The sequence below is a fragment of the Actinomadura verrucosospora genome (assembly GCF_039540335.1).
GTDB lineage: Bacteria > Actinomycetota > Actinomycetes > Streptosporangiales > Streptosporangiaceae > Spirillospora > Spirillospora verrucosospora.
This window is the reverse complement of the sequence record NZ_BAABEV010000001.1, coordinates 306,043-332,583: the sequence shown is the minus strand read 5'-3', so window position 1 is coordinate 332,583 and position 26,541 is coordinate 306,043. Positions and strand designations below refer to the sequence as shown.

At 72.0% G+C, this 26,541-nt stretch carries 24 protein-coding genes; 4 read left to right on the top strand and 20 right to left on the bottom strand.

Annotated features, from left to right (window positions below):
• Positions 1-200: 200 nt before the first annotated feature.
• Positions 201-1,367 (top strand): DUF4185 domain-containing protein, encoded by a 1,167-nt coding sequence (locus tag ABD944_RS01685; protein ID WP_345171546.1) that lies wholly within the window; start codon positions 201-203, stop codon positions 1,365-1,367.
• Between the two features lie 164 nt (positions 1,368-1,531).
• On the opposite strand, the gene ABD944_RS01680 is transcribed toward ABD944_RS01685, so the two are convergent.
• The 13 genes from ABD944_RS01680 to ABD944_RS01620 all read right to left on the bottom strand — a co-directional run bounded on the left by ABD944_RS01680 (position 1,532) and on the right by ABD944_RS01620 (position 16,079).
• Entirely contained in the window at positions 1,532-3,418 is a 1,887-nt protein-coding gene (locus ABD944_RS01680) for a cutinase family protein (RefSeq protein ID WP_345171544.1), read from the bottom strand.
• Positions 3,415-4,587, bottom strand: coding sequence for a serine hydrolase domain-containing protein (locus tag ABD944_RS01675; RefSeq protein WP_345171542.1), 1,173 nt, complete (start codon positions 4,585-4,587; stop codon positions 3,415-3,417). Before ABD944_RS01675 ends, ABD944_RS01680 begins: the two co-directional genes overlap by 4 nt.
• A gap of 194 nt (positions 4,588-4,781) precedes the next feature.
• A complete protein-coding gene (locus tag ABD944_RS01670) occupies positions 4,782-6,743 on the bottom strand; it encodes an AfsR/SARP family transcriptional regulator (protein WP_345171541.1) in 1,962 nt (653 codons plus the stop codon).
• An 86-nt stretch (positions 6,744-6,829) separates the two neighbouring features.
• Positions 6,830-7,555, bottom strand: a complete 726-nt coding sequence (locus tag ABD944_RS01665; protein WP_345171540.1) for a TetR/AcrR family transcriptional regulator — start codon at positions 7,553-7,555, stop codon at positions 6,830-6,832.
• Positions 7,556-7,643: 88 nt separating this feature from the next.
• Positions 7,644-8,504, bottom strand: coding sequence for an SGNH/GDSL hydrolase family protein (locus ABD944_RS01660; RefSeq protein WP_345171539.1), 861 nt, complete (start codon positions 8,502-8,504; stop codon positions 7,644-7,646).
• Positions 8,505-8,634: 130 nt separating this feature from the next.
• Entirely contained in the window at positions 8,635-8,970 is a 336-nt protein-coding gene (locus ABD944_RS01655) for an MmcQ/YjbR family DNA-binding protein (RefSeq protein ID WP_345171538.1), read from the bottom strand.
• Positions 8,971-9,001: 31 nt separating this feature from the next.
• Positions 9,002-9,694: a class I SAM-dependent methyltransferase gene (locus tag ABD944_RS01650; RefSeq protein WP_345171537.1), complete on the bottom strand. Its 693-nt coding sequence runs from the start codon at positions 9,692-9,694 to the stop codon at positions 9,002-9,004.
• 73 nt (positions 9,695-9,767) lie between these two features.
• Positions 9,768-11,561 carry an ABC transporter permease gene (locus tag ABD944_RS01645; protein WP_345171535.1) on the bottom strand — a complete coding sequence of 598 codons (1,794 nt, stop codon included), beginning with the start codon at positions 11,559-11,561 and terminating at the stop codon, positions 9,768-9,770.
• Positions 11,562-11,566: 5 nt separating this feature from the next.
• On the bottom strand, positions 11,567-12,304 hold the full coding sequence (locus ABD944_RS01640) for an ABC transporter ATP-binding protein (RefSeq protein WP_345171533.1): 738 nt from the start codon (positions 12,302-12,304) through the stop codon (positions 11,567-11,569).
• Complete coding sequence (locus tag ABD944_RS01635) at positions 12,301-12,834, bottom strand: PadR family transcriptional regulator (protein WP_345171531.1); 534 nt, start codon at positions 12,832-12,834, stop codon at positions 12,301-12,303. The genes ABD944_RS01640 and ABD944_RS01635 overlap by 4 nt, the downstream gene beginning before the upstream one ends.
• A gap of 87 nt (positions 12,835-12,921) precedes the next feature.
• Positions 12,922-13,530: a M15 family metallopeptidase gene (locus ABD944_RS01630; RefSeq protein ID WP_345171529.1), complete on the bottom strand. Its 609-nt coding sequence runs from the start codon at positions 13,528-13,530 to the stop codon at positions 12,922-12,924.
• Positions 13,531-13,681: 151 nt separating this feature from the next.
• Complete coding sequence (locus tag ABD944_RS01625; RefSeq protein WP_345171527.1) at positions 13,682-14,707, bottom strand: hypothetical protein; 1,026 nt, start codon at positions 14,705-14,707, stop codon at positions 13,682-13,684.
• 157 nt (positions 14,708-14,864) lie between these two features.
• On the bottom strand, positions 14,865-16,079 hold the full coding sequence (locus ABD944_RS01620) for a cytochrome P450 family protein (protein WP_345171525.1): 1,215 nt from the start codon (positions 16,077-16,079) through the stop codon (positions 14,865-14,867).
• A gap of 221 nt (positions 16,080-16,300) precedes the next feature.
• On the opposite strand from ABD944_RS01620, the gene ABD944_RS01615 reads away from it, so the two are divergent.
• Positions 16,301-17,260 (top strand): AraC family transcriptional regulator, encoded by a 960-nt coding sequence (locus ABD944_RS01615; RefSeq protein WP_345171524.1) that lies wholly within the window; start codon positions 16,301-16,303, stop codon positions 17,258-17,260.
• Here ABD944_RS01615 and ABD944_RS01610 read toward each other — a convergent pair.
• The 6 genes from ABD944_RS01610 to ABD944_RS01585 form a co-directional block, all read right to left on the bottom strand.
• Entirely contained in the window at positions 17,176-17,907 is a 732-nt protein-coding gene (locus ABD944_RS01610; protein ID WP_345171523.1) for a response regulator, read from the bottom strand. The genes ABD944_RS01615 and ABD944_RS01610 overlap by 85 nt on opposite strands.
• A complete protein-coding gene (locus ABD944_RS01605; protein ID WP_345171521.1) occupies positions 17,904-19,109 on the bottom strand; it encodes a sensor histidine kinase in 1,206 nt (401 codons plus the stop codon). The genes ABD944_RS01610 and ABD944_RS01605 overlap by 4 nt, the downstream gene beginning before the upstream one ends.
• Before the next feature lie 16 nt (positions 19,110-19,125).
• Positions 19,126-19,758, bottom strand: coding sequence for a hypothetical protein (locus ABD944_RS01600; RefSeq protein WP_345171519.1), 633 nt, complete (start codon positions 19,756-19,758; stop codon positions 19,126-19,128).
• Positions 19,759-19,993: 235 nt separating this feature from the next.
• Entirely contained in the window at positions 19,994-20,653 is a 660-nt protein-coding gene (locus tag ABD944_RS01595) for a response regulator (RefSeq protein ID WP_345171517.1), read from the bottom strand.
• The gene (locus tag ABD944_RS01590; RefSeq protein ID WP_345171515.1) at positions 20,650-21,804 is read right to left on the bottom strand and encodes a sensor histidine kinase; all 1,155 of its coding nucleotides are present in this window, start codon (positions 21,802-21,804) and stop codon (positions 20,650-20,652) included. Before ABD944_RS01590 ends, ABD944_RS01595 begins: the two co-directional genes overlap by 4 nt.
• Positions 21,801-22,634 (bottom strand): CPBP family intramembrane glutamic endopeptidase, encoded by an 834-nt coding sequence (locus tag ABD944_RS01585; protein WP_345171513.1) that lies wholly within the window; start codon positions 22,632-22,634, stop codon positions 21,801-21,803. The genes ABD944_RS01590 and ABD944_RS01585 overlap by 4 nt, the downstream gene beginning before the upstream one ends.
• Before the next feature lie 318 nt (positions 22,635-22,952).
• On the opposite strand from ABD944_RS01585, the gene ABD944_RS01580 reads away from it, so the two are divergent.
• Positions 22,953-24,812, top strand: coding sequence for an ABC transporter ATP-binding protein (locus ABD944_RS01580; RefSeq protein WP_345171511.1), 1,860 nt, complete (start codon positions 22,953-22,955; stop codon positions 24,810-24,812).
• Positions 24,813-24,859: 47 nt separating this feature from the next.
• On the opposite strand, the gene ABD944_RS01575 is transcribed toward ABD944_RS01580, so the two are convergent.
• Positions 24,860-25,129 (bottom strand): hypothetical protein, encoded by a 270-nt coding sequence (locus ABD944_RS01575; protein WP_353831643.1) that lies wholly within the window; start codon positions 25,127-25,129, stop codon positions 24,860-24,862.
• A 516-nt stretch (positions 25,130-25,645) separates the two neighbouring features.
• Here ABD944_RS01575 and ABD944_RS01570 point away from each other — a divergent pair.
• Positions 25,646-26,473: a maleylpyruvate isomerase family mycothiol-dependent enzyme gene (locus tag ABD944_RS01570; RefSeq protein ID WP_345171507.1), complete on the top strand. Its 828-nt coding sequence runs from the start codon at positions 25,646-25,648 to the stop codon at positions 26,471-26,473.
• Positions 26,474-26,541: the final 68 nt, after the last annotated feature.

The following is a 26,541-nucleotide window of genomic DNA, read 5'->3' as shown; positions in this document are numbered from 1 at the left end:
GGACGCTCGGCGACCCGCCGCCGGATAAATCGGATTACTGATCGTGATTCCCTGGCGACTCTCCCCGTATATACGGTAAAACAGACACTGATGTTCTTCTGAGCTTGTCGCCGGACGACCGGGATCTGCTGATCCTCGCCAAGGGCCGCGGCGCCAAGGGCATCTCCATGCACGAGAGTCGACCTGAAAGGCATCGCCAGATGACACGTCCATCGGACGACAAGGGCACGGACGCCGGCGGTCTCTCCCGCCGCAAGCTCCTCAGGGTGGGCGCCGGCGTCGCCCTCGGCGCGGGCGCCGTCGGCGCGGGGTGGGTCGGCTTCAGCCAGGACGGGCGGCAGGCGACGGTGCGGACGGCCGGCGGACCGGGCGACCCGTCCAGCCCGACCCTCGCGACCAAGATCAAGAACCTGAGCGGCCCGGTCGAGACCGGCCCGTTCGCCTCGCCGTGGACCGACCTCGGCATCCCCGTGCGGTGCCCGGACGGCACCATGCTCTTCGTCTGCGGCGACACCTTCAACGGCGACCACGTGCCGAACCCGGGCGAGCCCGCCGACGACTGGCGCGCCCCGGTGGGCCTGCGCTCCAGCAACGGCGACGTGAACAACCTGCGCATCGACGGAAGCGTCGGCGGAGGCCACGCGAGGGCCCTCGTCGACGAGCCGCACAACCCGGTCGGCGACAAGGCCACGACGGCGATCCCGTCCGACGCCTTCGTCGTGGACGGCGTCATGTACATGCACCTCATGCGCGGGGTCATCTACGACACCCACCACACCGACTTCTGGCGCTCGACCGACAACGGCGAGACCTGGGAGTACCTGTGCCAGTGGCCGGGTGACCTGCACGGCGGCCAGTTCCAGCAGAAGACCTACGCGGTGGCCGCCGACGGCTGGTGCTACGTCCTGTCGACGGTCTTCAACCGCGACCGGGACTCGGGGATGCTGCTCCACCGGGTGCGCAAGGAGCGGCTCGGCGACCCGAACGCCTACGAGCCCTGGGGGTACGCCGACGGGGACTGGCGCTGGGGAGCGCCCCCGACGACGGTCTTCGGCGTCCGCAAGTGGGGCGAGATCTGCTTCCGCGCCATGGACGGCAAGTACGTCCTGACCTGGTTGAACATGAACCCACTCTCGATCCGGGCGATGGTCTTCCCGCTCCCGACCTCGGACCTGACGCGGACGCTGGAGCAGACGCTGATCCTGCCGTCCGACCCCCGGGCCGAAGCGGCCAACCTCGTCGCCAGCCCCTACGGCGGCTTCGTCGTCCCCGGCTCGACGTTCGGCAACTTCCACATCATCGTCAGCCAGTGGTACGACCCGCGGAACTACCGGATCATGCAGTACAAGATCAACATGCTCTCCTGAGCGAGGACCGGGCGCCGTCCCCCGGCGGCGCCCGGCTCGCCCGACCGCCCCCAGACGAGGCCGGCGGCCCGTCCGAGGGCGGTTTCTTCTTGTCACGCGACCGCCGGCAGGCCGGGCGTCACCCGGCCTGCCGGCGGTCGGAGTCCCTGGAGGGACGACGAGGGTCAGGCGGCCTCGATGCGCTGGGCGAGCCAGGCCTCAAGGACCTCCAGGGCAGGGCGCCCGCTGTCGTCGACGGGCTCCGTGCCGTACATCACGTGCCGCCGCGTGCCGTAGAACACCGCCGCGTCGACGCCCTCCTTGACCAGGTTGCTCGGGTTGAGCCGGGTCTTCAGCAACCGGTTGAGCGTGCCCTTCGGCAGCGGCACGCCGGCCACGTCCAGACCGTGCTCGGTCAGGTCGGTGATCTGGGGGACCAGGGAGAGCAGGTCGACGCCGAAGAAGGCGTTGAGCGACTTCACCGGGTCGGCCGGGTCGATCTTCGGAGGGTGCTTCGGGTCGAAGTCGTCCAGCTTGTTCTGGATGGCGCGCAGGTCGCGGGTGATCCGGACCCAGTCGACGCGGTCGAGGATGGCCAGGGCCTCCCCGACGGCCCGCTCGGGGGAGCCGGGCGGCCACATCGCCAGCAGCGCGGCGAGCGGGGTGAGGTCGACCCGGTTGGCCGTCTCGGCCAGCGGCATCAGCCGGTCCTCGATCGCGACCAGGGAACGGTAGACCCCGCGCGTGTCGCCCCGCTGGGCGTACGCGGGGACGGCCCGCGCGGCGCGCTCGATCCCGCGGTAGTCGATCCTGCTGATCCCGCCGACGACGTTGCTCGCCTGGGCCAGCAGCGCGACGGGCTGGAGCCCCTGGATGACCTTGGTGACCTTGGCCACCTGGTCGGCGGGCAGCCCGGCCAGCGGCGCGGCCTTGGCGGCGGCGGCGAGGGCCGCCCGCGCCAGCGCGGCCGTGTCCCCCGCCTTCGCGGCGGCCTGCACCGCGTCGAGCTCGTTGGCCAGCCCCACCAGGTCGGTGTTGGCCAGCGCCTGGAGCACCTGGCCCGCGATCTGGTTCTGCGAGCCCGGCGGGGAGTTCAGCAGCGTGTTCACCACGACGGGGTTCGCGACCGCGCGGGTGAGCGCCTGCAGCGGGCCGACGAGCCTCGCGAGGTCGCCGGCCGTGCGGGCCGCCCCGGTGGTGTCCTTGCCGCGCGCCTGGCCGGTCAGCGTCTTCACGCCGTTGGGGACGGCGGTGAGGTCGGCGGGCCTGCCGTTGACGGTGCCGAGGTCGGTGGAGAGTTCACGCTCCGCCGAGCCCTGCAGGTTGGCGATGCCGACACGGCTCAGCACGGTGCCGAGGGTGGCGGTGAGCTCGTTCTCCTCCGGCAGGGCGCAGTACAGGTCGCCCTTGAGGCACACGTTCGCGACCCGTCCTGACAGCTCGCCGAAGCCTCCCGGCCGCGGCCCGGCGAGACCACGGGTGCCGGGGAGCGGATCGCCGAGGTTCACCTCGCCCTTCGTCCCCCTGCCGGGGTCGGCCACGCCTCCGCCCGCGACGTAGGAGGCAGCCGGGACCGGACCCTTCCCGGCCCCGATCTGAGCGGCGATGTCGCCGTTGACGTCCGCGCCCTGGCTGAAGCCGAGCCCGACGAACCGGGTGCCGGGGCAGTCCCGGGAGATGTCCGTCATCGCCTTGCGGGCGGCGTCGATCCCGGTCTGCTTGGAGTCGTTGTAGGTCTTGCCCTGGTCGAACGCGGTCGCGTTGTAGCCGACCCAGTACGAGGAGATCCGGTCGCCGAACCGCCGTTCCAGCGGCTCGGTGATGCCGCGGAGCATGCCGACCGGCGTGTCGGGGTCGGCGGCCGACGTGGTCTCCCAGGTGCCGGGCACGACGATCAGCTTGATCGGGGTGCAGGACATGGCCCCGGACGTCCGCGCGGCGTTGACCGGCCCGTCCGCGTTCAGCAGCGGCACCGCGGCGGCGGCCGCGACCGCTCCGGCCACCGCGACCGCGACGGCCGGCCTGCGGTAGCGCCGCCACTGCGGCCTCCTGGCGTGCAGTCCGGCGCTCACCGCCGGCCCCTCAGCGCGCAGTAGGCGTCCTGGGCCGCCGTGACGACCGCGGTGCCCGCCTTGTCGGGGATCATGTTGTAGCGGTTGGTGGCCATGACGACCTGGTCCTTGCCGTCCGGGCTCGTCAACCACTGGCTGAAGTAGCCGATCACGGCGCCGTTGTGCGAGTACGCGGTGCCGCACGGGGTCTTCATCATGATCACGCCGAGGCCGTAGGGCTTGTCCGGGGACGCGACCTGTTGGAGCTCCCGCTGCTGCGCGGGAGGCAGCAGGCGGCCCGAGGCGAGCGCGCGGGTGAAGTCGGCGAGGTCCTCCTGGGTGGAGACCATGGCGCCCGCAGCGCCGAACATCTGGACGTTGGAGAACGAGATGTCCCGGATGGTGAAGTAGCCGTGCAGCCAGTTCCCGTACAGCTTGGGGTCGGCCTCGGGGAACGTGGTGTCGCTGAGGCCGAGCGGCTTGATGATCCGGTTGGTCACCTCGACGGCCGGGTGGTGCCCGGTCGCGGCCTGGATGATCAATCCGCCGAGGACGTAGTTGGTGTTGGCGTAGTTGAACTTGGCGCCGGGCGCCGACAGCGGCTTGTTGGCCGTGGCGGCCTTTACCAGCTCGCGGGGGTCCCACTTCCGGTAGGGATTGATGTCGGCGACGTAGGACCCCGAGATCCGCAGGTCGTGGATGTAGTCGGGGAGCCCGCTGGTGTGGTTGAGCAGCTGCCGGATCGTGATCTTGCGGCCGTCGTTGCCGTTCGCCGCGACCAGACCGGGCAGCCACCGGTCCACGGTGTCGTTCAGCGACAGCTTGCCCTCGGCCTCCAGCTGCAGCAGGACCGTGGACACGAACGCCTTGGTGTTGCTGCCGATGCGGACCTTCGCCTTCGGGTCGGCGGGCACGCGCATGAACATGTCGCCGTGACCGGCTGCGGCGTACTGGGTGTCGGCGCCGCTGCGGGCCATCCCGATCACCCCGGGCAGATGGTGCTCCGACTGGAGCCTGGCCACGCGCTCCTGGAGGCCGGCGGCCCGCACATCGTTACCGGCCTCGGTCTTCGCGCCGGCCGAGGCGACCGTGGCCTCCCGGTCCTGGACGCCCATCGTCACCGCCGTCACGGTGGCGGCCGCCGCGACCAGCGTCGCGCCGGCGCGGACAAGGAACTTCCGACTTCGCATTCGGTCTCCCAGACAATTCGACGATCGTGTCTGCGACGCTAGTGAGACCCGTTGAAATTACGATGACAGGCGAATATCGAGGCGGCTCGTCCTGTTATTTTCGACCACACTTTCACGGGCATGCCGAAAACGCGCCGAACGCTTCTCGGATTCGTTCGGCGCGTGGTTCCGGAGAAATGGACGGTGAACGGCGGCTAAAGGAGTGAAGGCGCCCCTGCGACGGCGACCAGACCGGCTCTGCCCAGGGCCGGCGGGTCCTCCGCGGCGAGTTCTCGCGCGAACAGCGCGAGCAGCCCGTTCAGCCGGTACTGGTGGACGGACGGCTGCTGCACGAGGTTGGCGTCCACCAGGTTCTCAAGCGCCTGCTCGGCCCCTCGCGCGCCCCAGCCGAGGGCGGCCGCCAAAGCCCGATGGCCGGATCGCCCCTCAGGCGCCGCCCCCAATGCGCGGAACGCTCGGCGCTCGGCGGCAGGAAGCCGTTCGTAGGAAAGCCGGAAAGCCCCTTCCACGCTCCGGTCCTCCGCCGTCAGCTCGTCCAGGCGGCGCCGGGCATCGGCCATCCTGTGCACCAGATGCCCGATCGCCCAGGACGGGCGGCTCTGCAGGCGCGCGCCCGCGATGCACACCGCCAGGGGCAACCGGTCGCACATGGCCGCCAGCTCCCGCACGGCGACCGGCTCGGCCGCGGCGCGCTCGGCGCCCACGATCCGGGTCAGCAGCGCCTCCGCCGCCGTCCGGGTGAGCGCCCCCAGCGAGACCCGGCGGTCCACGTCCAGCCCGACCAGCCGCCGGCGGCTGGTGACCAGCACCCTGCTGCCCGCCCCCGCGGGGAGCAGCGGACGCACCTGGTCGGCGCCGGACGCGTCGTCGAGGACCAGGAGCAGGCGCAGCCCGGCGGTCGCGCTCCGCCAGGACGCCGCGAGCTCGTCCAGGTCGCCGGACGCGGGCCCGGCGCCGACGGCCCGCAGCAGCCGGCGCAGCGCGCGTTCCGGCGGCACCGCCTCCCGCCGGTCGCTGTGCCCGTGCAGCTCGACGAACAGGCAGCCGTCCGGGTGCCCGCCGCGCAGCGCCCGCGCGGCGCGCACCGCGAGCGCGGTCTTGCCCGCCCCCGCGACCCCGTCCACCGCGGCCACCGCGAGGCCGCCGCCGGTGAGAAGCGCCAGCTCGTCCTCTCGTCCGACGAGCTCCCCGACCTCCGCGGGCAGCTCGTCGGGGACGCGCCGCGCGGAGGCGACCCGCACACGTCCCTCGTCTCCCGCTTCGTCCCGCGGAGCGAGGTCCAGGGCCGCGTCGTCACCGCGCAGCACCGCCTGATGCACGCGCCGAAGCCGGTCGCCCGGCTCCACCCCGAGGTCCTCCACGAGCCGGCGGCGCAGGTGCGAGTAGACGGCCAGCGCGTCGGCCTGGCGGCCGCTCCCGTACAGCGCCCGCATGAGCAGCGAGGTCAGGGCCTCGCTGTGGGGGTGCTTGGGGATCAGGGCGTGCAGCTCGCCGACCGCGTCCACGAACCTGCCGAGCTGGAACTGGCACTCGACCTTCTCCTGCAGAAGGGTGAGCCTGCGCTCCTCCAGCCGCAGGCGCTCCGCCTCCGCGAACGGCCCGGGCAGCCCGGCCAGCGGTTGGCCCTGGAACAGCCCGAGGGCCGCGTCGCAGGCGCTCGCCGCGGCCGCGAGATCGCCGGACCTCCTCGCGGCGGCCGCCGCGTCCGCGGCCTCGTCGAGGCGCAGCACGTCGACCGCCGTCCCCCGGCTGACGAAGCGGTAGCCGCCCCGCTCCCGCGCGATCACCGACTCCTGCGCGTCCTCGCCGAGCGCGCCCAGGCTGCGGCGGAGCCGGTGGACGTACACCGGCACGATCTTGTCGCCGGAGCCGGGCGGATCGACGCCCCAGACGCCGTCGAGCAGCTCCCGCCGGCTCACGGTCATGTCCGGGCGCAGCAGGAGCGCGGCCAGGAGGGCCTGCTGCCTGAGGGGGCCGAGGTCGAGCCGGGTCCCGCCGCGCCAGGCCCGGACCGGGCCCAGCACGGTGAATTCGAGCAGGCGGGGGGCCGGGTCCGGCATCGTGCCCGAGGTCATCGCCATCGCCATCATCAGACCGATCTCTTCGAACTGCTGATCAGGGACGGTCCGCGCGTGTGAGGGAGCATCGCGGACCATGGCATAACTTTGTAATGGGTAGGTTATTACTATGGGATGGCGCGGTGCGGCGATTGGTTCGGACCGCCCGCGTGGCGATCGTCACGTCACCGCGCGGGGCGCGGCCGCCGACCCCGGCGGGGTGCCGGCTCCCGCGCGACGACCCCGGCCGTCTCGGCGTCGAGCAGCGCCTGCCCGGCGGAGCGCTCGGCGGCCTCGCGCTCGTCTCCGAGCCCGACCAGCAGATTGATCACATGCGGGCCCAGCACGTGCAGCACGCCCCGGCCCTCCTGGCCGAACACCCCCGTGGTCTCCAACAGCACGTAGCCGTGGATCATGCACCAGATCTGCCCGGCCACCAGGACCGGGTCGTCCCGGCGGATCCGCCCCGCGTTCATCGCCCGCCGCACCTGCCGGGGGAGCAGCGCGAAGGCGTCGTTCAGCTCGGCGGCGGTCGCCGGCGTGCCCTCGGCGGTCAGGTCGTGCCCGAACGACGGCAGCGCCCCCGGCGAGGCGAGCCCGAACATCAGCCGGTAGCGCTGCGGGCTGGCCGCCGCGAACTCCCGGTAGGCCAGCCCGAGGACCAGCAGGTCGGTCACCGGGTCGTCGGTGTCGGGCACCTGCCGCAGGTGCCGCTCGAAGCGCGCGAACGCCTCCCGGCCGAGCGCCTCGTACAACCCGGTCATCCCGCCGAAGTGCGTGTAGACGGCCATCGTGGACGCCCCGATCTCCGCGGCGACCCCCCGGGCGTTCAGCGCCTCCGGCCCCCGCTCCTCCAGCAGCCGCATCCCGGCCCCGATCAGCTTCTCGCGCGTCCCCGACGTTTTGGGCATGACAATGTTATAGCGCGCCGGGAACGGTCCGCATTCACCTGAACGGCCATGTCTTTCTGGTGTGGCGGTATCGACGCTCCCCGCGGGGTCAGGCGGTGCCGGGAACGCCGGCCCGCTCGGTGGGCACTGCCGGAACGACCTTGAGAAAGGCATTGGCGATCTCCTGGTACCCCGCCGCGGTCGCGTGGCCGTCGCCGTCGCTGCACTGGTACGTCCACGTGCAGATCCGGGCCACGCCCCGGGGGACGGCGCCGTACGGAGGGGCCGTCACCTCGGTGAGGTCGTGCCCGGCGAAGGCGCCGTTGACGTCCGCGACCCGGAATCCGGCGGCGAGGTAGACGCCGTGCTCGTAGGCGTTGAAGGTGTCGACGACCGGTACGGAGGCGAGGGCGGCGGCCTTGCCGCCCGACACCCAGGACGCCAGGCCGGGGTTGTAGTAGTTCATGGCGGCGTAGGCGGGCCCGCCGCCTCCCGCGCCCCGCAACCGCGCGGTGATCTGCGGCAGGTTGGCGACCAGCGAGCCGACGCCCCGCACCGCGCAACCCGCGTCGACGCTCCCGCCGGGCAGGCAGCCGTTGGTGTCGTTGGCCCCGATGTCGAGAGTGACGTACCGGACGCGGCCGGCGTGCGTCGTCAGGAAGGCCTCGGCGGCCTTCAGTTGGGAGCCCTCCGCGTATCGGCAGATACCGCCCTGAAGCATCGTCGTGGTGGTCTCCCCGGGACACCCGAGCTTCACCAGTTGGAGCCGAGGATTCCGTGCCTCCAGCGCGGCATGGAGCCGGTCGGTGTAGCCCTGATCGGTCGGCCCCGTCCCGGCCTGAACGCCCACGGACAGCGAGTCGCCGAGCGCGAGGTAGTACTCCGGACCGCTCGCCGAGGCGACGGGCCCCACCAGGCCCGCCCCCACCACAGCGGCGACCACGACGGCGATCGATCTGACCAGCCCCATCCCCGCTCCAGCGACCTCGGCTTGAGCGCACCCCACCCGGCGCGCGTGACCACGCTAACAGACATCAATGTCTATTTGAAGGGACGGACGACCCGCCCCCGGCGAGGCGACCAGGGGGACGGGCTTGCGCTCAGGTGTGGAGTGTGGCGGCGAGGCGTTTGGGGGCTGAGAGCCGCCAGGCTTCGGTGACCAGTTCGCGAAGCTCCTCGGGGTCGACGGTGGCCAGCTTGACCTCGACCCACCCGAAGCGTCCGCTGGCCCAGGACGGGGCGAAGGTGCCGGGGGCTTCGGCGACGAGGGCGGCCTGCTCCTCCCGGGTGGCTTTGAGCAGGACGAAGCCGTCGTTCTCGTTGAGGTAGCAGAATCCCTTGCCGCGGACCCGGAAGCCGGTCAGATCCGAGAACGCCTCGCGCTCGGTGACCTCCGGCAAGGCGAGCACCGTACGCAGGAACTCCTCAGCACGCATGCCCGAAGATGTACCAGCCGGGTAGGACGCTTCATCGCAGAGGCTCGTAGAAGGAGTCGACGGCGGCTTGACCGGTGTAGTTCGGACCGGCCTGGTCATCGGCTCCGAGGTACCGGTAGGGGAACCGCACCTGCCCGTACCCGTCGCGGGAGATGCGGCGGCGGACGGAGTCGTAGGCGAACCCCTGCGCGCGCAACTGGGCCGTGAGGCGACGGCCTGCCGGAGCGCCGTCCTCACGGCGGACGGAGCGGGCGTCGAAGTTGGCGACGAACCGGCCGTGATCGGTGAGCCACGACGCGATACGGCTCAGGACACCGAGCTTGTCGCCCACGTAGTGCAGCCCGTGCACGCACGTGATCAGGTCGAAGCGGCAGCCGGGGACCCAGTCGGCCACCGAGCCGCCGACAAGGCGCAGCATCGCGGGGACGGAGCCCGGGACGAAATGGTCCACGAGGTCGAGACCGGTGATCTCGACCTGTCCGGTCATGCCGCGACCGGCCAGGAGGGAGGCCGCCTCGACGGATGCCCGTCCGCTCCCGCAGCACAGGTCCAGCCACCGCACGGGTTGCGAGGCCCTGGCGCGGGCGCTGACCTCGGTCAGGACGTCCATGCCGAGTTCTCTGCCGTAACCGTTGGAGCCGCTGAGGGACCGCTCGCGATTCATCATGCAGTTCGCCACGACCGACGATCTCGCCAGTTCGCCATCATCGAGCAGCCGCGTCACACAGGCATTGTGGCCCACTGGCGCCGTGCCGTGGTCGGGACTCAGTTGCGGCATAGGCGGAACGTGCCGAGGGTCATGTCGTTTCGGGGTTGAGGGTTCTCGTTATCGATCGCCGGGCCGCGATGCGGGCGGGGACGGCCGTCAGCGCGGCCGTCGCGGGGAGGGCGGCGAGCGCGGCGGTGAGCAGCGACCACGTGGGCGGCCAGACCGTGTTCGGGGCGCTGAAGGGCAGGCACAGCAGGAGGCCCATAAGGATGCCCGCTAGGGCGCCGGGCAGGGTCGGCAGCAGCTGCGCGGTGGACAGTCCGGCGGTGATCTGCCCGGGCGTGGCGCCGAGGGTGCGCGCGACGGCCATGGTGTGCCTGGCTTCCTGCGCCGTGGTCCAGGTGATGGTGACGGCGTTGACGGCGGCGAGGACGATCAGCGCGGCGGTGACCCCCAGGATCACGTGGTGCTCCTGGGCGTTCCGCAGATCGTTCGCCATGGAGGAGCCCGGGTGGTCCTTCGCGGGCTGGGCGTAGATCACCAGCAGGCCCGTGATCATGACCAGGGTGGCCGCGGTGCTGCAGGCATGCAGGACGGCGCGGCGCGGGCGGCGGGCGACCAGGCGCAGCCCGAGCAGGAGCGGGGTCGGCAGCAGCGCGGACACCCTGGTCAGCAGGCCCCGGTGCCGGGGCGGGCGGGCGCTGTCGGCGAGTGCGGCGACGGTCTCGGTGCGCAGGGCCCGCACGGTCGGACCGAGGGTGGTGAGACCCGCCACGGCCAGGGCGACGATGGTCGTGAGCGCGATGGTGTCACCGGCCGGCCCGGTGGCGGCGGTGAGCAGGCTGGCGCTGGGATTGACGATGGCGGGCTCGATCAGCCGTGCGACGACCAGGCCCAGGACGTCGGCGAGGAGCGCCAGGGACAGGTACTCGGCGAACAGGACGGCGGCGATGAGGCCGGGTGTGGCGCCGACCGCCTTGAGCAGCCCGACGCGGCGGATCTGTTCGGCGGCGCGTCCCGCGGCCAGCGTGGCCACGCCGCCGATGGCCAGGAAGCTGAGCAGCCAGCTCCCGATGACCAGGATCGGCTGGCTGTCCCGCAGCATGACCGAGTCCTGCTCGGCTATGTGCTGCCAGGCCCTGATGTTCACCAAGGTGTCGGTGGGCGCCGGACCTACGGCGGGGTCGTGCCTGGTGAACGTCCAGGCCGAGCCGGGATCCCGCAGCCTCAGGTTGATGAGGGAGGTCACCGGCACCTCGGGCGACGCCAGGGGACGGGCGTCCCGTTCGGTCATCCAGACCAGACCGCCGCCGTCGCTCGGCCCCCCGCCCGGACCGATCCCCGGCGCCCACGGGTACACCGCGTGGGACGCGGTCACGGCGATCCCGACGATGGGCAGCGAGCGGCCGGCGACGGTGGCGTCGTCACCCACGCGGACGCCCAGAGCGGTGGCGAAGCCGCGTTCGACGACGACGCCGCCGGGACGGACCCAACCGCCCGATGTCACCAGCGGACGGTCGATCGGGCCCGGCGTCGGATCCGCGACCTGCACCACCGCGGCTCCCGTGGAGCCGTGCGCCGTGAGCTTCGTGTAGTACTCGCGGTACGGCCCGCTGTGCGCGACCACGCCGGGCGCGTCCTCCAACGACTTCAGGGCGTCGATGGTGGTCGGGCTGGTGTCCGGTGAATACGCGACCACGTCCGGTCCGGCCGTGGCCGCCCGTGTCTGCCGGTAGAGGGTCTCCGTTGCGCCGTCCACCGATCGGCCCAGGCTCAGCGCGGCGGTGGCGGCGATGATCGAGACGAGGAGGATCGCGGCCTGCGCGGGATTGCGGCGGACGTCGGCCACGACGAGGCGGACGACGAGGAGGATGCGCCCCACGGCGTTCAGTCCCCCAGTTCGATCAGCCCGCCGAGGCGCCCGCCGCGCCCCGCCAGCCGGGTGTCGTCGACGAACGTCCCGTCCCGCATCGAGATGAGCCGGTCCGCGGTGGCCGCGACCCGCTCGTCGTGCGTGACGATCACCAGCGTCTGGCCCGCGGCGCGCAGGTCGTCGAACAGCCTCAGCACGTCGAGCGTCGCCGTGGTGTCCAGGTTCCCGGTCGGCTCGTCGGCCAGCAGGACCAGCGGGTCGTTCGCCAACGCGCGGGCGATGGCCACCCGCTGGCGCTGCCCGCCCGACAGCTGCCAGGGCAGATGCCGGGCGCGGTCTGCGAGCCCCATCTGCTCCAGCAGGGCGGCCGCGCGGCGCCGGGCCGCGCGCGGCGAGTGCCCGGCCAGGAGTGCGGGCAGCTCCACGTTCTCCGCCGCGGACAGCTCCTCCACCAGGTGGAAGGCCTGGAAGACGAAGCCCACCGACCGGCGCCGCAGCCGGGCCAGGGCCCGCTCGCTCAGCACGTCGATCCGCCGCCCGGCCAGCCACGCCTCCCCGCGGGTCGGCCGCTCCAGGCCGCCCAGAATGTGCAGGAGTGTGGACTTCCCGCAGCCACTCGGCCCCGTCACCGCCAGCGCCTGCCCCGCCGGGACGTCCAGGTCGACTTCATCGACAGCCCGGACAAGGCCCGGCCCCTGTCCGTGCTCCTTGCTGAGGCCGCGGACCCGCACCACGGCGCCGCACTCGTTCATGCATCCCCGGATTCGTTCTCGGTTCTCGACCAGACGCGCTCGCAGGCCGCCAGCCAGCGCAGGTCCGCCTGCAACCGCAGCGCGACCCCCTCCAGGAGCAGGCCGGAGGTCGAGCCGTCCGGCTCGGCCAGCGCCGCGCGCTGCACGTCGCCCAGGCGCCGCAGCAGCTCGCGGCGATGGGCGTCCACCAGCTCCACCGGATCGGCGAGCCGCGCCGCCGCGGCGGCGGCGAGCTTGAGATGGAACTCGGCGAGATTCGGCTTGGGCCAGCTCACCTCGGCCACCCAGGCGGCCACGCGCCGCTGCCCGTCCGGCGTCAGCGCGTAGATCTTGCGGTCCGGTCGGTCCGGCGCCCCGCCGGTCCGTTCGCAGACGACCAGTCCCGCCTTCTCCAGCCGTGCCAGGGTCACGTAGATCTGGCCCGCGTTCATCGACTCGCCGAGCGGTCCGAGCGCGCGCCGCAGCCGTTCGCGCAGGCGGTACCCGTGCGACGGTTCCTTCGCGAGCAGCGCCAGCACCGCGTCCTGCATGCATCACCCCTAACGGCTAGCCAATAGATAGCGGTTATTCGTTGCGGACGTCAACCGGGAGCGCGCCTGTGGAAGCAACCTCGGTCGCTACCGGGTCCGCGGGTCCTGGGTGGGGTCGGCGTACATCCGCGGGCACCCGCGCTCGGCCGCATCGGCGCGCAGTTCGTAGTGCCAGGGTTCGTTGGCGTAGACCTGGCACAACCCGTACTGCGCCCCGTGTCTCGACAGCCATTTCGCGGCGTCGGACTGTCCGATGTCGACGGCCTTTCCTTTCACGTGAAGCGACTTCGCCGCGGTGGCCACCCAACGGGCGGCCGCCTCCTCGGATCCGTATTTGGAGACCGCTTCGCGGAGAAGTCGATTCTGGTACGCCGGGGAGCGCCAGCCGCTGTTGACATAGAACGTGGTCCTCTCGCCCGCGGCGTCCGTCGCGGCCCGCCGAAGGGCCTTGAGGAGATCTGGATCCAGGTTGGTCACGGCCGGGAACGCGTCGTTGAAGACGGTCACACCGTCCGGGACGACGCCGTCGGCCTCGCCGATCGCCCCAGGGAGTCCGCGGCGCGCGGGCATCTTGCCGGGCGTGGTTCTCCGGTCGTCGCGATGGCCGTCCGGGGAGGGGGCGGCGGACGGCGGAAATGACCGGGCAGAGGAGGACGAGGAATTCTGCCACTGATAGGCGAGCGCCGGTGCGATCATGGCTAGGGCGACTGCCAGGGCGATGCCGATGTACCGGAGAAGTGCGCGGGCTTCTTTTCGCGTCGAGAGTGGTAGTGATGGCATTCTGCCAGTCAAGGCAGCGGGGTGTTGCCATGCCGTATGGGGTTTTCGATATGCCGACGATATGCCGTCAGAGGAGGTCGGCCACCGCCGCGTGCAGGTCGAGAAGGGCGGGGATCTGTTCGGACGGACGCCGGCCCATGCCGCATTCGGTGGCGACGCCGAACGTCTTCACCGCCCCGCGCGCCGCGTCGATCCTCGCGCGGGCGCCGTCGAGTCCGTCCGTGGCGTGCACGAGCCCGAGGAACAGGGTGGTCTCCGCCGGCAGCGACAAGCCCGACAGCGGCGCGAAGTACGCCTCATCGGCACGGTCGCGCGGCACCGGCATGTGCACCCAGTCCAAGCGCCGCCCGAGGCCCCCGGCGAGGCCGTCGGCGACGGCCACGAGCTTGGACGTGTCGGCGGGCTCGACGAAGTGCTTGTGCTCGAAGTCGCCGTAGCAGAGGTGGTATCCCAGCTCGACCTCTTCCGGCACGGCGTTTCCGAGCCGGACCAGGCGCGTCAGGGTCTCGGCCAGGCGGGACGGATAGTCCGTGCCGTACCAGGCCGGATAGACCCCTTCGAAGACGGCGAACTCGACCGCGGTGTCCCACTGGACGGCCAGGTCCGCGGGCGGGACCACGGCCAGGATCTCCTCCAGTTCGGCCAGCAGCCGGGCCTCGTACGCGGCTTCGAGTTCCGCGTGACGCGCACCGATGAACGCGGCGACCACGGCGATCGGTGTCGGCAGGCTGACCTGGAAACGCACGTCCGGCGCGATGACGCCCTCCGCGCGCAGGCGGGCGAACACCCGCCACGAGTCGAGCGCGGCCGCCGAGTACCCGAGCGGCCCGAAGGCCACCGACGCCGGGTCGACGCCGGGCTTCGGCCGTACGCGCAGGGAGGGCCCGTACTCCGGGCCGGGCGGCGGCACCGTCTCCAGGTCCGGGTGCGCGGAGAGTTTCGCCAGCTGCCAGACGACCCAGTTGTCCCGCTCACCCGGCTCGCCGTCCGGGATCCGCCGCACACGGCCGTTGAGCTTGGTCGCCACCGCGCGGAACACGGTCTCCGAATTGGCCAGCGGCACGCTGCCGCACAGGTGCACGGTCGACTTCACGGATGTCACTCCAGGTTCTCCAAGCTTGAGGTGGTGCGTCCGGGCGGAGCGAACGGAGTCCGCGCCAACGGCGCTCGCGGCGTCTCTCAGGCATCACGAACGCCGCGCGCTCGTTCCCACGGCTCGGCTGCCCCGGTTTCGCGATGGGGCAGAAAGGTCAGCGAGGGCCGGCGCCGAGGTTGATGGGCAGCGACAGCGGGCCCACGGTGAAGAAGGACGGCGAGTAGGGGATGTCGTCCGGGTCGATCGCCAGGGTGAGGTCCGGCAGCCGCCGGTACAGCGAGGCCAGCGCGAGCCTGCTCTCCAGGCGGGCCAGCGGGGCGCCGATGCAGTAGCGGGGGCCATGCCCGAAGCCGAGGCCGTCGCCCTGCTCGCGGTCGATGTCGAACCGGTCCGCGGTCTCTCCGTACCGCTCCGGATCGAGGCCGCTCGCCTGGTACACGACGCCGACCGCGCTGCCCTTGGGGATGGCCACGTCCGCGATCACCACGTCGGTGAGCGTGAAGCGGAAGCTGGTCATCATCACCGAGTGGCGGTACCGCAGGGTCTCCTCGACCACGTCGCCCCAGCGGTCCCCGGCCGCGGCCGACGCCAGCTGGTCGGGATGCGCGGACAGCGCGGCGATGGCGTGCCCCAGCAGGTGGACCGTGGTCTCGTGGCCGGCGACCAGCATCAGCCACAGCACGGCGACCAGTTCGTCGGTGGTGAGCCTGTCGTCCCGGTCACGGGCCTTGACCAGGCCGGAGGTGAGATCGTCGCCAGGGTCCAGCCGCTTGCGCTCCGCCAGTCCGTACAGGTACGCCATGAGCGCCTTCTGGGTCTCGAACGCCTCCTCCGGAGGGGTGGTGTGCGCCAGCAGGGCGGCCGTCCACCCGCGCAGCCGGGCCCGGTCCGGCTCCGGCACGCCGAACAGCTCGCAGATCACCGCCATCGGCAGCGCCTCGGTGAAGGCGGGCACCAGGTCGACGCCGTCCCCGGCCGCCACCACGTCGTCCAGCAGCGAGTCGATGAGCTCCTGGATCCGCGGCTCCATCTCCCGCACCCGGCCGGGGGTGAACGCCTTGCCGACCAGGCCCCGCAGCCGCCGGTGATCGTCACCGTCCTTGGTGGACAGGTGGTCGCCCTGGACGATGGCGCGCAGCGGCCAGTCCTCGGGGATCGATCCGTCGTGCAGGGCCGGCCAGTGCTTGGGGTCGCGCGCGAAGGTCCTGTTGTCCCCGGCGAGGATCTCGCGCGCGGCCCTGTGGGTCAGCGCCAGGTAGGCCGGCACGCCGCCGGGGAACGCCACCTCGACCACAGGCGCGATCTCCCGGAGCCGGATGCAGGTGTCGAGCGGGCTCTCGTCGAGAGCAGGGAACGCGGGCAGGCTCATCGTCAACGGATTCCCTTCGTCTGACACCCGCCGTCAGCGGCCGGGCCCCGAGTATCTCCGGGCGCGGGTCCACCGGACAGATCCGCAGGCGGATCCTGCCTCCAACCAGAAGTCGGACGGCACGAAAACAGAGGTTCGGCGGGCGCCGAGAGGGCTTGACAGCGACCGTGCGGGGACGTTGGGTTACCGGGCATGTGCGGGCTCACAGCGGAGGTAGGCCCATGCAGTTCCACTCCTGGACCACCGACGATACCGACGCCTGGCGCGACCTCAGCGACAGCATCCTGCCGATGGACCACCGCTTCCGGAATCCGGGGAGCTGGCGCGCGGATCTCACCGCCCAGGAGAGCGGCGGCTACCGGCTGCTGCACTGGGACCAACACGGGGACCGGATCGCCGTCCGGACGCCCTCACACGTCCGCAACGTCCCTGGCGACGAGCAGTACTGGATCGTGGTGCCGCGCAGCGGCGTCTACACGGTGAGGCACGGCCAGGAGGAAACGCGGACCCCGCCGGGGCACGCCTCCGTGATGGGCATGGACGAGTCCTGCTGGCTCTCCGTCCCGCAGTCCCGTGCGTACGCGTTCCAGGTCCCGCGCTCCGAACTCGACAACCACATCAGCTCGCCGACACCGCTGCGGCTCGTCCTCGACCTGAACACCGGTCTCGGCCGCATCCTCAGCACCCTGATCGAGAGCACGCACGCCGAACAGGACAACCTGTCCGCCCACGAGTTCCACGCGGTCTGCGATCGGATGACCGAACTGTTCTGCATGATCGCTCTCAGGGACGCGCGCCCGCCGGACGCCCACCTCACCGATGTCGCGCAACTCGTCCGCGAGCACGTGCGGAACCGTCTCGGCACCGGGAAGCTCCCGCTCACCGCCGTGGCCCAGGCGCTCGGCTGGTCGCCACGCCACCTGCGCAACGCCCTCCACCAGACCGGCACCACCTACCGCGACCTGCGCAACGAGGAAACGCTCCGAGCCGCCCGGGACGCCCTCCAGGACCCGGCCCAGAGCGACGTCGGCATCAGCGACATCGCCGCCCGCGCCGGCCTCACGTCCACGTGGTTTTCTTCGGCCTTCAAACGCCGCTACGGCGAAACCCCGCGAGAATTCCGCCGCCGCAGACTCTCCGAGGACTCCGCTCGGCCCGGTACCACCAGGCCCGCCTCATAGGCTGCGATCACCGCCTGGATGCGGTCACGGAGGCCGAGCTTGGCGAGGACGCTGCTGACGTGGGTCTTCACGGTGTGCTCGCTGATGACCATGGTCGCGGCGATCTCCGGATTGGTGAGGCCGCGGGCGAGCAGGCGCAGGGTCTCGGCCTCGCGTGAGGTCAGGGAGTCGAAGCGCGGGTCGGGAAGCGGCGGCACCGCCGCGGACGCGCTGGTGCAGTGGGCGATGAGCCTGCTGGTGACGGACGGCGAGAGGAGGGACTCGCCGCCCGCGACGACCCGGACGGCGTGGGCGAGATCGTCGCGCCGGACGTCCTTGAGGAGGAAGCCGCTCGCACCCGCGCGCAGCGCCTCGAACACGTACGCGTCGAGGTCGAAGGTGGTCAGGATGATCACGCGGGTGGCGGTGCCGGCGCAGACCTCGGCGGTGGCGGTGAGGCCGTCCATGCCCGGCATGCGGATGTCGAGCAGCGCGACGTCCGGGGCGTGGGCGCGTACCGCCGTGATCGCCTCCGAGCCGTCGGCGGCCTCCGCGACAACCTCGATGTCCGGCTGGGCGTCCAGGATCATCGCGAAACCGGCCCGGACCAGTTCCTGGTCGTCGGCGACGACCACGCGCAGCGGCTCCGCCGCCGTACCGCCGCTCACGACGGAGGCAGGAGCGGCAGGCGGGCGCGGACCCGGAAGCCGGGGCCGTCGGTCCGGGGCCCGCATTCGGCGGTTCCGCCGCACGAACGCGCGCGCTCCCGGATGTTGATCAGGCCGTGGCCGCCGGACGGCAGGGAGCGGGCGGGCCGCCGCCCGGCGGCCGCGCCGTCGTCGGTGATGTCGAGCTGCACGATGCCTCGGTCTTCCTGCCAGTGGAGGTGAAGCCGGGCACGGTCGGTGCCCGCATGCCTGACGATATTGGTCAACGCCTCCTGGGCGATGCGGAAGGCGGCGGTCTCCACGTGCGGGGCGAGCGGACGTTGGCCGGCCCCGCCGGGCAGCGGATACCCGACGGTCGGCCCCGAGCCGTCGGTCTGCGCGAACTCGACCGTGAGGCCCGAGCCGGCGGTCAGCACCGGCAGGTCGGCGAGGGTGGGCTGAGGGGCGCGCTCGGGCCCCGGGGCCCGGTCCGGATCGAGCACCTCTAGGATCCCTCTGAGCTGCGCCATCGCGTCGCGTCCCGCACCCGCGATGGCGTCGAAGGCGCGCTCGGCGCGAGCCGGGTCCGTGGCCAGGGCGACGGGTCCGGCCTCGGCCTGCACGACCATCAGGCTCACCGCGTGGGACAGGATGTCGTGCATGTCCCGGGCGATCCTGGCGCGTTCGGCGAGCGCGGCCTTCTCGGTCTCCGCCTGACGCTCGCGTTCCAGCCGTTCGGCGTGGACCCGGCCGGAGGCGGCCGCCCTGCCCAGCGCGTAGGCGGCGACGCACAGCACGCTCATCCGCAGCCCGGATTCGGAGGACGCGAGGACGAAGCTGCCGAGTACGGTCGTCACGACCACCGTATGACGGACCCACCGCCCCGACCGCTCGGCGACCGAGTGGATCGCTACCAGGGCGGCGTACCAGACCGGCTGGGACGGCACGTGGCTGACATAGTCGTAGCCGCTGGTCGCCGCGAGGCTCACCATCAGTACCGGCACCGGGTGCTTCCGCCGCCAGTACAGCGGCGCCGCCGAGCCCAGTACGACCAGGACGCCCCACCCGCTCCACGGCCCGCCTACGCCGGCCCGCGCGGCGAAGGGCCAGAGCTGGGCGGCGGCCACGAGGACCGCGAGCCCGCCGTCGACGGCGCGTGGGGGCAGGGAGCGAAACCGCCCCCGTACCCGGACCGCCCGCGCGCCCACGTCTCTCCAGGTCACAACTCCTCCGGACGCGTCAGCGCGCACCGGCCACCGCCGGGGACGGCCCCGCGCCGCGGCCGTCCGCCGTTCCGGAGGCGGCCTGCCGCGACTCCATCACCCGCGCGATCTGCGCGAAGGAGACGGACAGTAGCAGCGCCCCGACCGGGATCAGGTCCTTGTCGGCCAGCGGCATCACCAGGTCGGCGAGGACGAGGAGCACCGTCCACGGCTTGATCACCCGGACCGCGGCCAGCCGGACGATGAGGGCGAGCATCCCCACGTAGAAGAGGTACGGGCCGAAGTCGTAGACGACCGGTGCCACGCCGGGCACTTGCGAAACCCGCTCCGTGAACCGGGACATCTCCAGGTGGTTCGCGGACACCGCCCCCGCCACCAGGTCGATCGCGAACTGCACCAGAAGGACCGCCGCTCCGGCAGTCGCCGTCCACCGCGCCCCCGCCGCGACGCGGTCGCCCGACGGGGCGAGTCCCCCGAGCCAGCGGAACACCACCGCGAACAGCACCAGCGCCGAGCAGAACGCCAGATGACCGAGGGTCCAGGCGACGCCGGGGCCTCGCTCGCCGTCCGACCCGTCCGCGATCCGGAACAGGCCGTAGGTGAAGGTGAGCGCGGGCACCGCGAGCATGGCCGCAAGACGGTTCATCATGAATCCCCAACTCCAGAGTGATCGCCGGGGCTTCGGCCTGCCCGGCGGGACGTCACTCATCCTGAGGCGCCCGGTCTTCCGGCGAATCGCCGGAGCGAGCGGTCTTCACCCTCCGTCGAGCGAGGGATCTACCGGTCCTGAACCGGGCGCACCGCCGTCCCGAGCCCACGGCCCGCACCGTCGGCTCCCGAGCCGGCCGCCTGCGCTCCCGCGGCCGAGGGCCGGGACGCCCGGTTCAGGTCACCAGGCCCCGGCGGTAGGCGTAGACGACCGCTTGGACGCGGTCGCGCAGGTCGAGCTTGGTGAGGATGCGGGAGACGTACGTCTTGACGGTCTCCTGGCTGAGCACGAGAGTCGCGGCGATCTCGCTGTTGGACATGCCGTCGGCCATGAGGCGCAGCACCTCCATCTCGCGCGGGGTCAGCGCGCCGTCCGCCGGCGTCTCCTCGGCGGGACGGATCCGCGCCGCGTACCTGCCGACCAGCTGCCGCGTCACCTCGGGGGCCAGCAGCGCGGCGCCGGCGGCGACGGTCCGGATGCCGTGCAGCAACTGCGCCGGCGGGGCGTCCTTGAGCAGGAAGCCGCTCGCCCCCGCGCGCAGCGCCTGGTACACGTACTCGTCCAGGTTGAACGTGGTCACCACGAGCACCTTGACGGGGTCGGTCACCCCGGCGCCTGCCAGCATGCGGGTCGCCTCGATGCCGTCGAGGACCGGCATCCGGACGTCCATCACCACCATGTCCGGGGCGAGCCGGCGGGCGAGGTCGACGGCGGCGCGGCCGTCGCCGCACTCGCCCACCACCTCCAGGTCGGGCTGCGCGTCGATGATGGTCGCGAACCCGGTGCGGATCAGCGCCTGGTCGTCGGCGACCAGGACCCGCACCGGCGCGCTCACGAAGGACTCCCCGAAGGGATGCGGGCCCGCACGACGAAGCCGCCGTCCGGCCGCGGGTCCGCGGTGAAGTCGCCGCCGAGGGCGCCGACCCGGTCGCGGAGCCCGGCGAGCCCCCGCCCGCTCCCGCCCGGGGACGCGGTCGGCGCCCCGGAAGGGTCGGTGCCGACCTCCACGCTGATCTCCTTGTCGCGGTACTGCACCCGGACCACGGTACGGCTGCCCCGGGCGTACTTGAGGGCGTTCGTCAGGGACTCCTGAACGACCCGGTAGGCCACGACCTCGGCGCTGCCGGTCGTCTCCGCCGGCTCGCCCGCCGCGGTGAACTCGATCGGCTGCCCGGCTCGGCGCGTCTGCTCCACGAGCGCGGGGAGCTCCCCGACGGACGGCATCCGCGCGTCCGTCCCGTGGTCGGGGTTGAGCAGGTCGAGCAGGTGCCGCAGGTCGGCGATGGCCCGCCTGCCGGTGTCGCCGACGGCGCTCAGCGTCTCGTCGAGGCGGTCGGGGGCGGCGGTCAGGTACTTCGCCGCCTCCGCCTGTACGACCATCGCCGTCACGTGGTGGGTCACGACGTCGTGGAGCTCGCGGGCGATGCGGGTGCGTTCGGCCGCGCGGGTGGCCTCGGCGACGCGGCGGCGGCGTTCCGACTCGACGGCCCGGGTGGAGCGCAGCCACGCTCCGACGCCCCACGCGAAGACGGCCCCCAGGTAGAACGTGACGAAGCCGTCCAGGCCTTCGGGGGAGCCGATCCGGTCGAGTGCCACCGCCAGCGGCACGTACGCCGCGGAGAGGACGGCCGCGACGGCGTACCGGCGGCGCTCCAGGTGGGCGCCCGCGCTCACCAGCGCGAACGCCAGGGCGCTGCCCGTGAACGAGTGGTAGGCGCGGAGCTGGTCGGCGGCGAACCCGAGCGACACGAGGACGACGCTGAGGGCCGGCCAGCGCCGGCGCACGGCGAGCGGGAGGCAGGTCAGGAGCATCACCGGGACGGCCAGCGCGTCGAACGGGCGGGCCGGGAGATCGCCGACCTGCGTCCCGTGGGCCTGGAGCGCCGGGACGAACGACCCGGCCGCCAGCAGCAGCGGGAACGGGAGGTCCCGCACCGTGACGTCCAGCCGCCGCCACGCCTCCCGGCCCCGCCGGATGTCGATCACTGGGCGAGCGTAGCGGCGGCGGGGGTCCGGGATGCCCGGTTCCGGCGGACGATGGTGCCGCGCCGGCGTGCCAGCCACATGAACACGATCGTCAGGGCCGCTCCCGCGCCGACCGCGTACAGGCTCGCCTCCGGGCCGAATTCGCCGCCGCTGAGGAGGGTCGGGCCAGAGGTCGCGCCGTCGAGCAGGCCGTCCGGGGCGTCCTTGCCGGAGACGTCGGTGCCGAAGATCCCGGCGCCGGCGAAGTTCCAGGCGAAGTGCAGGCCGATCGGCACCCAGAGGGTGCGGGTGGCCACGTAGGCGGCGGCGAGCATGCCGCCGGCCTCGATGGCGATGGCGAGCGCGCTCCACAGGTCGGCGTTCGGGTTGGGCAGGTGCATCAGGCCGAACGCCAGGCCGGTCAGCGCCAGCGCCGCCCAGGTGCCGGTGCGCTCCTCGATGATCCGGAACAGGACGCCGCGGAACATCACCTCCTCGGACACCGCCGCGGCGGCCATGAAGCCGAGAAGGGCGACCGGGCCGGTCGCGGAGCCGAACCCGTCGATCCGGTAGTGGCCGAGGAACGCGATGTTCACGATGACGGCGCCGAACATCGCGAAACCGATCAGCATCCCGCGGGTGAGGCCGCCCGCGGCGCCCTTCAGCGCCAGCTCCGCCGGCTCGCGGCGCTCGGTCCGCCGCACCACCCAGCGGTACGTGTACAGGCTGACCAGCGCCGCCGCGGCGCCGAGGACGAGCGTGAGGGCCGGGTTCCACACCACGCCGTTGACGCCCGCGCCGCCGGCGGCGGCGACCACCACGACGACGACGAGCTGCTTCAGCAGTCGCATGCTGACTCCTTCAGGGGGTTCCGCGGCCATGGCGCCGCGGCGTCGCCCGAAACGCTAAGGATTCGCCCCCCGCCGGATCTTCACCGTGCGGTGGACATCTGCGGGTAGCTCGCACGGGGGACAGGCCCCCGGATCGGTCGCGCCGGCACGGGGACAGGGTCGCGCCAGTGGACGCCGTCCTTATGAAACGTCATCGGTGTTCCCCCGCGGACGCCGCTTTTTCTGAAATCTGGTGATCGTTTTGAGTGATGGAAAAATGCGTTCGCTTTGCCCCGGCCGTCTGAGGCAGCATGGATGGGCGGCGGCGTGGAGGGCGGGGTGGCAGTGCTACGAGGCAGGTCCAGAGGCGGCGAGTCGGTCCGGCAACGCGCGGTTCTGCTGGCCCTGCGCTTTTACTGCGATGTGCTGCGCCGCCAGTGGCGCATCTCGCTTCCGGCGCTGACTTTGCCGGCGCTGGGCAATACGTGCCTGTTCTACCTGACTCCGCTGATGGTCGCCGCCCTGGTGGGGCACCTGGCCGAAGGCGGGGAAAGCGATCTCTCCGCCCTCCTGCCCTACGTCCTCGGATTCGCCGGCCTGATGTTCGCGGGCGAGGCGCTGTGGAGAGTGGGCCTGCACTTCCTCAACCGGACGAACAGCCGGGGCATCGAATGGCTCGCCAACACCGGCATGGACGACTTGCTCGCGAAAGACGCCGCGTTCTTCCATGACAACTTCGCCGGTTCGCTGACCAAACGGATACTGAGCTTCTGCGGCGGCTTCGAAAATTTCGCCGACACCCTCACTTTCGCGGTCGTGGCCAACGTGATCCCGTTGTCCTTCGCCTCGGTGATCCTGTGGCGGTACCACCCGCTGCTGGTCGTCGTCCTCCTGGGCCTGATCGTCTTCACCGGCTTCCTCGTCATCCCGTTCATCCGCCGCAGGCAGGCGCTCGTGGACAGGCGCGAGGCGGCGAAGGTGAGGGTGTCGGGCCACATCGCCGACGTGCTGACCAACATGGAGACGGTCCGCGCGTTCGCCGCCGAGGAGCGGGAGGCCGCCGAGCTCCGCGGCCGGGTCGCCGAGCAGAACCGCCTGGCACTGCGCTCCTGGGACTACGCCAACCTGCGGGTCGACACGATCGTCGCTCCGATGTCGATCCTGACCAGCGCCCTGGGGCTGCTCGTCGCGGTGGCGCTTCGCGGCGGCCTCGGGGTGGAGGCCATCGTGGTGACGTTCTCCTACTACACCAACGCGACGCGGATCATGTTCGAGTTCAACCAGATCTACCGGCGGATGGAGAGCACGCTCACCGAGAGCGCCCAGTTCACCGAGCTGCTCCTGACGCCGCCGACCGTCGTGGACCCGCCCGACCCGCAGCCGCTGCGTCCGGTCGACGCCTCGGTCCGCTTCGAGCGGGTGCGCTTCGCCCACGGCGACGGGCCGCCCCTGTTCGAGGGCCTGGAGCTGGAGATCCCCAGCGGCGCCAAGATCGGCCTGGTGGGGCGGTCGGGCGGCGGCAAGACCACCCTCTCCCGGCTGCTGCTGCGTCTCATGGACGTCGACGGCGGCCGCATTCTCATCGGAGGCCAGGACATCGCGCGGCTGCGCCAGAGCGACCTGCGCAACATGATCGCGTACGTTCCCCAGGAGCCCGCGATGTTCCACCGGTCGGTGCGCGACAACATCGCCTTCGCCCGGCCGGGCGCCACCGAGGCCGAGATCCTGCGGGCCGCGCGGGCGGCCCACGTCACCGAGTTCGTCGAGAACCTGCCGGACGGCTTCGACACGCTGGTCGGCGAGCGAGGCGTCAAGCTCTCCGGCGGCCAGCGGCAGCGCCTCGCCCTCGCCCGCGCCATCCTGCGAGACACCCCGATCCTGCTCCTGGACGAGGCGACCAGCGCACTGGACTCCGAAAGCGAACTCCTCATCCAGGAAGCTCTGTGGCGCCTGATGCGCGACCGCACCGCCCTGGTCGTCGCGCACCGTCTGAGCACGGTCGTCCGCATGGACCGTCTGGTCGTCCTCGACCGCGGCCGCGTCCTCGAAGAGGGATCCCACCGGGAACTCCTCCAGTCCGAGGGTCCCTATGCCCGCCTCTGGCACCACCAGTCCGGCGGCTTCCTCACCACCGAAGCCACCCCGGACACCTCGCCCGCGGTCCACCGAGACCAGGACTCCCAACCGGTGACCGGCTGAGTGGTCCCACCCCGGCGGTCGACGCCGAGCGCGGTGGACGCGCGGGCCTAGCCGGACTCCTTGACGCCGAGCGCTCGCACGATTCCGTCGGCCACCGACGTGATGATCCCGGGGTAGTAGAAGACGACCGCGATCACGATGCTGAGCACGATGAACTGAATGAACCGCGTGATCTCCCGGGTGAACAGGAAGAACAGGGCCACGATCCCGATGATGACCAGGAACAGCGGCCCGAAGATATTGCGCAGCCAGTCGGCCAGCTGCTGGGTGTTCGGGTCTTTCGCGGCCAGTACCACGGCCGCCGTCACGCCTTGCATCATGTCGTCTCTGCTCCCTGCCCGGCTCCTGTGATCGCTACCATCTCACGCGGCCATGGGTCCCACCGCGCAACCGGGTCCGCGTTGTCCTTCGGCGCTCGACAGAGCCTTGCCGCGCGGCCGCCAGGCGGGGTCTCGGGCCGCGATCGGGTGCTCGTGATGACGTGTTCGCCCGCGTCCTCGGCGACCGTGCCGGGCGGCGGCAGCGCCTACCGCGCCCGCGCCATCGGGTCGTCCCGTCACCGTCGAGCCATTGTCCGATCCTCTCGTGTGTCCGGGGACCATTGTGCGCCGTTGGCCGTTTCCGGCAAAGGGCGACGGCGGCCGGTCGTCCGTCGCGTCATCACCCATCAGTCGGCAACACTAGTCGCGGTCGGCGCGGATGCACCCGGCCGAATCCGCCACAGGCCGGTTCATCCCCGGCACGCTGCATGAATGCCCGCCACATCGTTCGAACGCCCGGCCGGCGGAAAAACCTGTGGAGGACGGGACGGCAGTCGGTAGGGTCAGGTGATCATGATCTTTGGTCCCATCGTCGACGTTCGTCCGCTGTTCCCGCGCGAGCGGCAGGCCCTGCTCGACCTGCTCCGCACCCTGAGCCCCGCCGACTGGGCCGCCCCCACGGTCTGTCCCGGCTGGGACGTGCACGACGTCGTCGCTCACGTGCTCAACGACTACATGCGGCGCCTGTCGGGCAGCCGCGACGGGTACGGCGGCGCGGTGTTCGCCAATGACGAGACGCTTCCTTCGTACCTGGCCCGCACCAACGATGAGTTCGTCCGGGCGTCCCGCCAGCTCAGTCCCCGGCTGCTGATCGAACTGCTGGATCACCTGGGCCCACGTCTCGACGCCGTGTGGGCGGCACAAGACCTCCGGGCAGCCGCCGACCTGAACGTCTCCTGGGCCGCCACCGACATCGACAGTCCCGCCTGGCTGGACATCGGACGCGACTTCACCGAGTTCTGGGTCCACCAGCAGCAGGTGCGCGACGCCGTCTCCGTCCCGGGCGCCGAAGAACCCGATCTCATGGCCCCGGTGCTGGACATCTTCGCGCGCGGCCTGCCGCACGCCTTGCGGATGCACGACCGGCCTGAAGGCCACACCGCTCACCTGGAAGTGCTCGGCCCGGCGGGCGGCCGGTGGGGCGCGGTCCGGCAGGACGGACGATGGCAGATGACCCAGCCCCAGGGAGAGCCGACCGCACGCGTCGCGATGGACCAGGACACCTTCTGGCGCCTGGCGACCCGAGGCATCACCGTGGAGCAGGCCCGTCAGCGATCGACGGTGAGCGGCGACGCGGAGCTCACCAAGGCCATCACAGCCCTCCTCGCGGTCGTCGCCTGAGGAAGGCCGCTGGGTAGGGGGACGCGGTCAGCCGCGTCATCACAGGCGAAAAACCCGGCGACGGCGGC

Bases quoted from the DNA above. Each gene is read 5' to 3' on its own strand.
- ABD944_RS01570 (WP_345171507.1), top strand. From the start codon at position 25,646: ATGATCTTTGGTCCCATCGTCGACGTTCGTCCGCTGTTCCCGCGCGAG.
- ABD944_RS01685 (WP_345171546.1), top strand. From the start codon at position 201: ATGACACGTCCATCGGACGACAAGGGCACGGACGCCGGCGGTCTCTCC.
- ABD944_RS01600 (WP_345171519.1), bottom strand. From the start codon at position 19,758: ATGATGAACCGTCTTGCGGCCATGCTCGCGGTGCCCGCGCTCACCTTC.
- ABD944_RS01640 (WP_345171533.1), bottom strand. From the start codon at position 12,304: ATGAACGAGTGCGGCGCCGTGGTGCGGGTCCGCGGCCTCAGCAAGGAG.
- ABD944_RS01585 (WP_345171513.1), bottom strand. From the start codon at position 22,634: ATGCGACTGCTGAAGCAGCTCGTCGTCGTCGTGGTGGTCGCCGCCGCC.
- ABD944_RS01655 (WP_345171538.1), bottom strand. From the start codon at position 8,970: ATGCGTGCTGAGGAGTTCCTGCGTACGGTGCTCGCCTTGCCGGAGGTC.
- ABD944_RS01670 (WP_345171541.1), bottom strand. From the start codon at position 6,743: ATGGTCCGCGATGCTCCCTCACACGCGCGGACCGTCCCTGATCAGCAG.
- ABD944_RS01630 (WP_345171529.1), bottom strand. From the start codon at position 13,530: ATGATCGCACCGGCGCTCGCCTATCAGTGGCAGAATTCCTCGTCCTCC.
- ABD944_RS01620 (WP_345171525.1), bottom strand. From the start codon at position 16,079: ATGAGCCTGCCCGCGTTCCCTGCTCTCGACGAGAGCCCGCTCGACACC.
- ABD944_RS01675 (WP_345171542.1), bottom strand. From the start codon at position 4,587: ATGCGAAGTCGGAAGTTCCTTGTCCGCGCCGGCGCGACGCTGGTCGCG.
- ABD944_RS01660 (WP_345171539.1), bottom strand. From the start codon at position 8,504: ATGGGGCTGGTCAGATCGATCGCCGTCGTGGTCGCCGCTGTGGTGGGG.
- ABD944_RS01665 (WP_345171540.1), bottom strand. From the start codon at position 7,555: ATGCCCAAAACGTCGGGGACGCGCGAGAAGCTGATCGGGGCCGGGATG.
- ABD944_RS01635 (WP_345171531.1), bottom strand. From the start codon at position 12,834: ATGCAGGACGCGGTGCTGGCGCTGCTCGCGAAGGAACCGTCGCACGGG.
- ABD944_RS01575 (WP_353831643.1), bottom strand. From the start codon at position 25,129: ATGCAAGGCGTGACGGCGGCCGTGGTACTGGCCGCGAAAGACCCGAAC.
- ABD944_RS01615 (WP_345171524.1), top strand. From the start codon at position 16,301: ATGCAGTTCCACTCCTGGACCACCGACGATACCGACGCCTGGCGCGAC.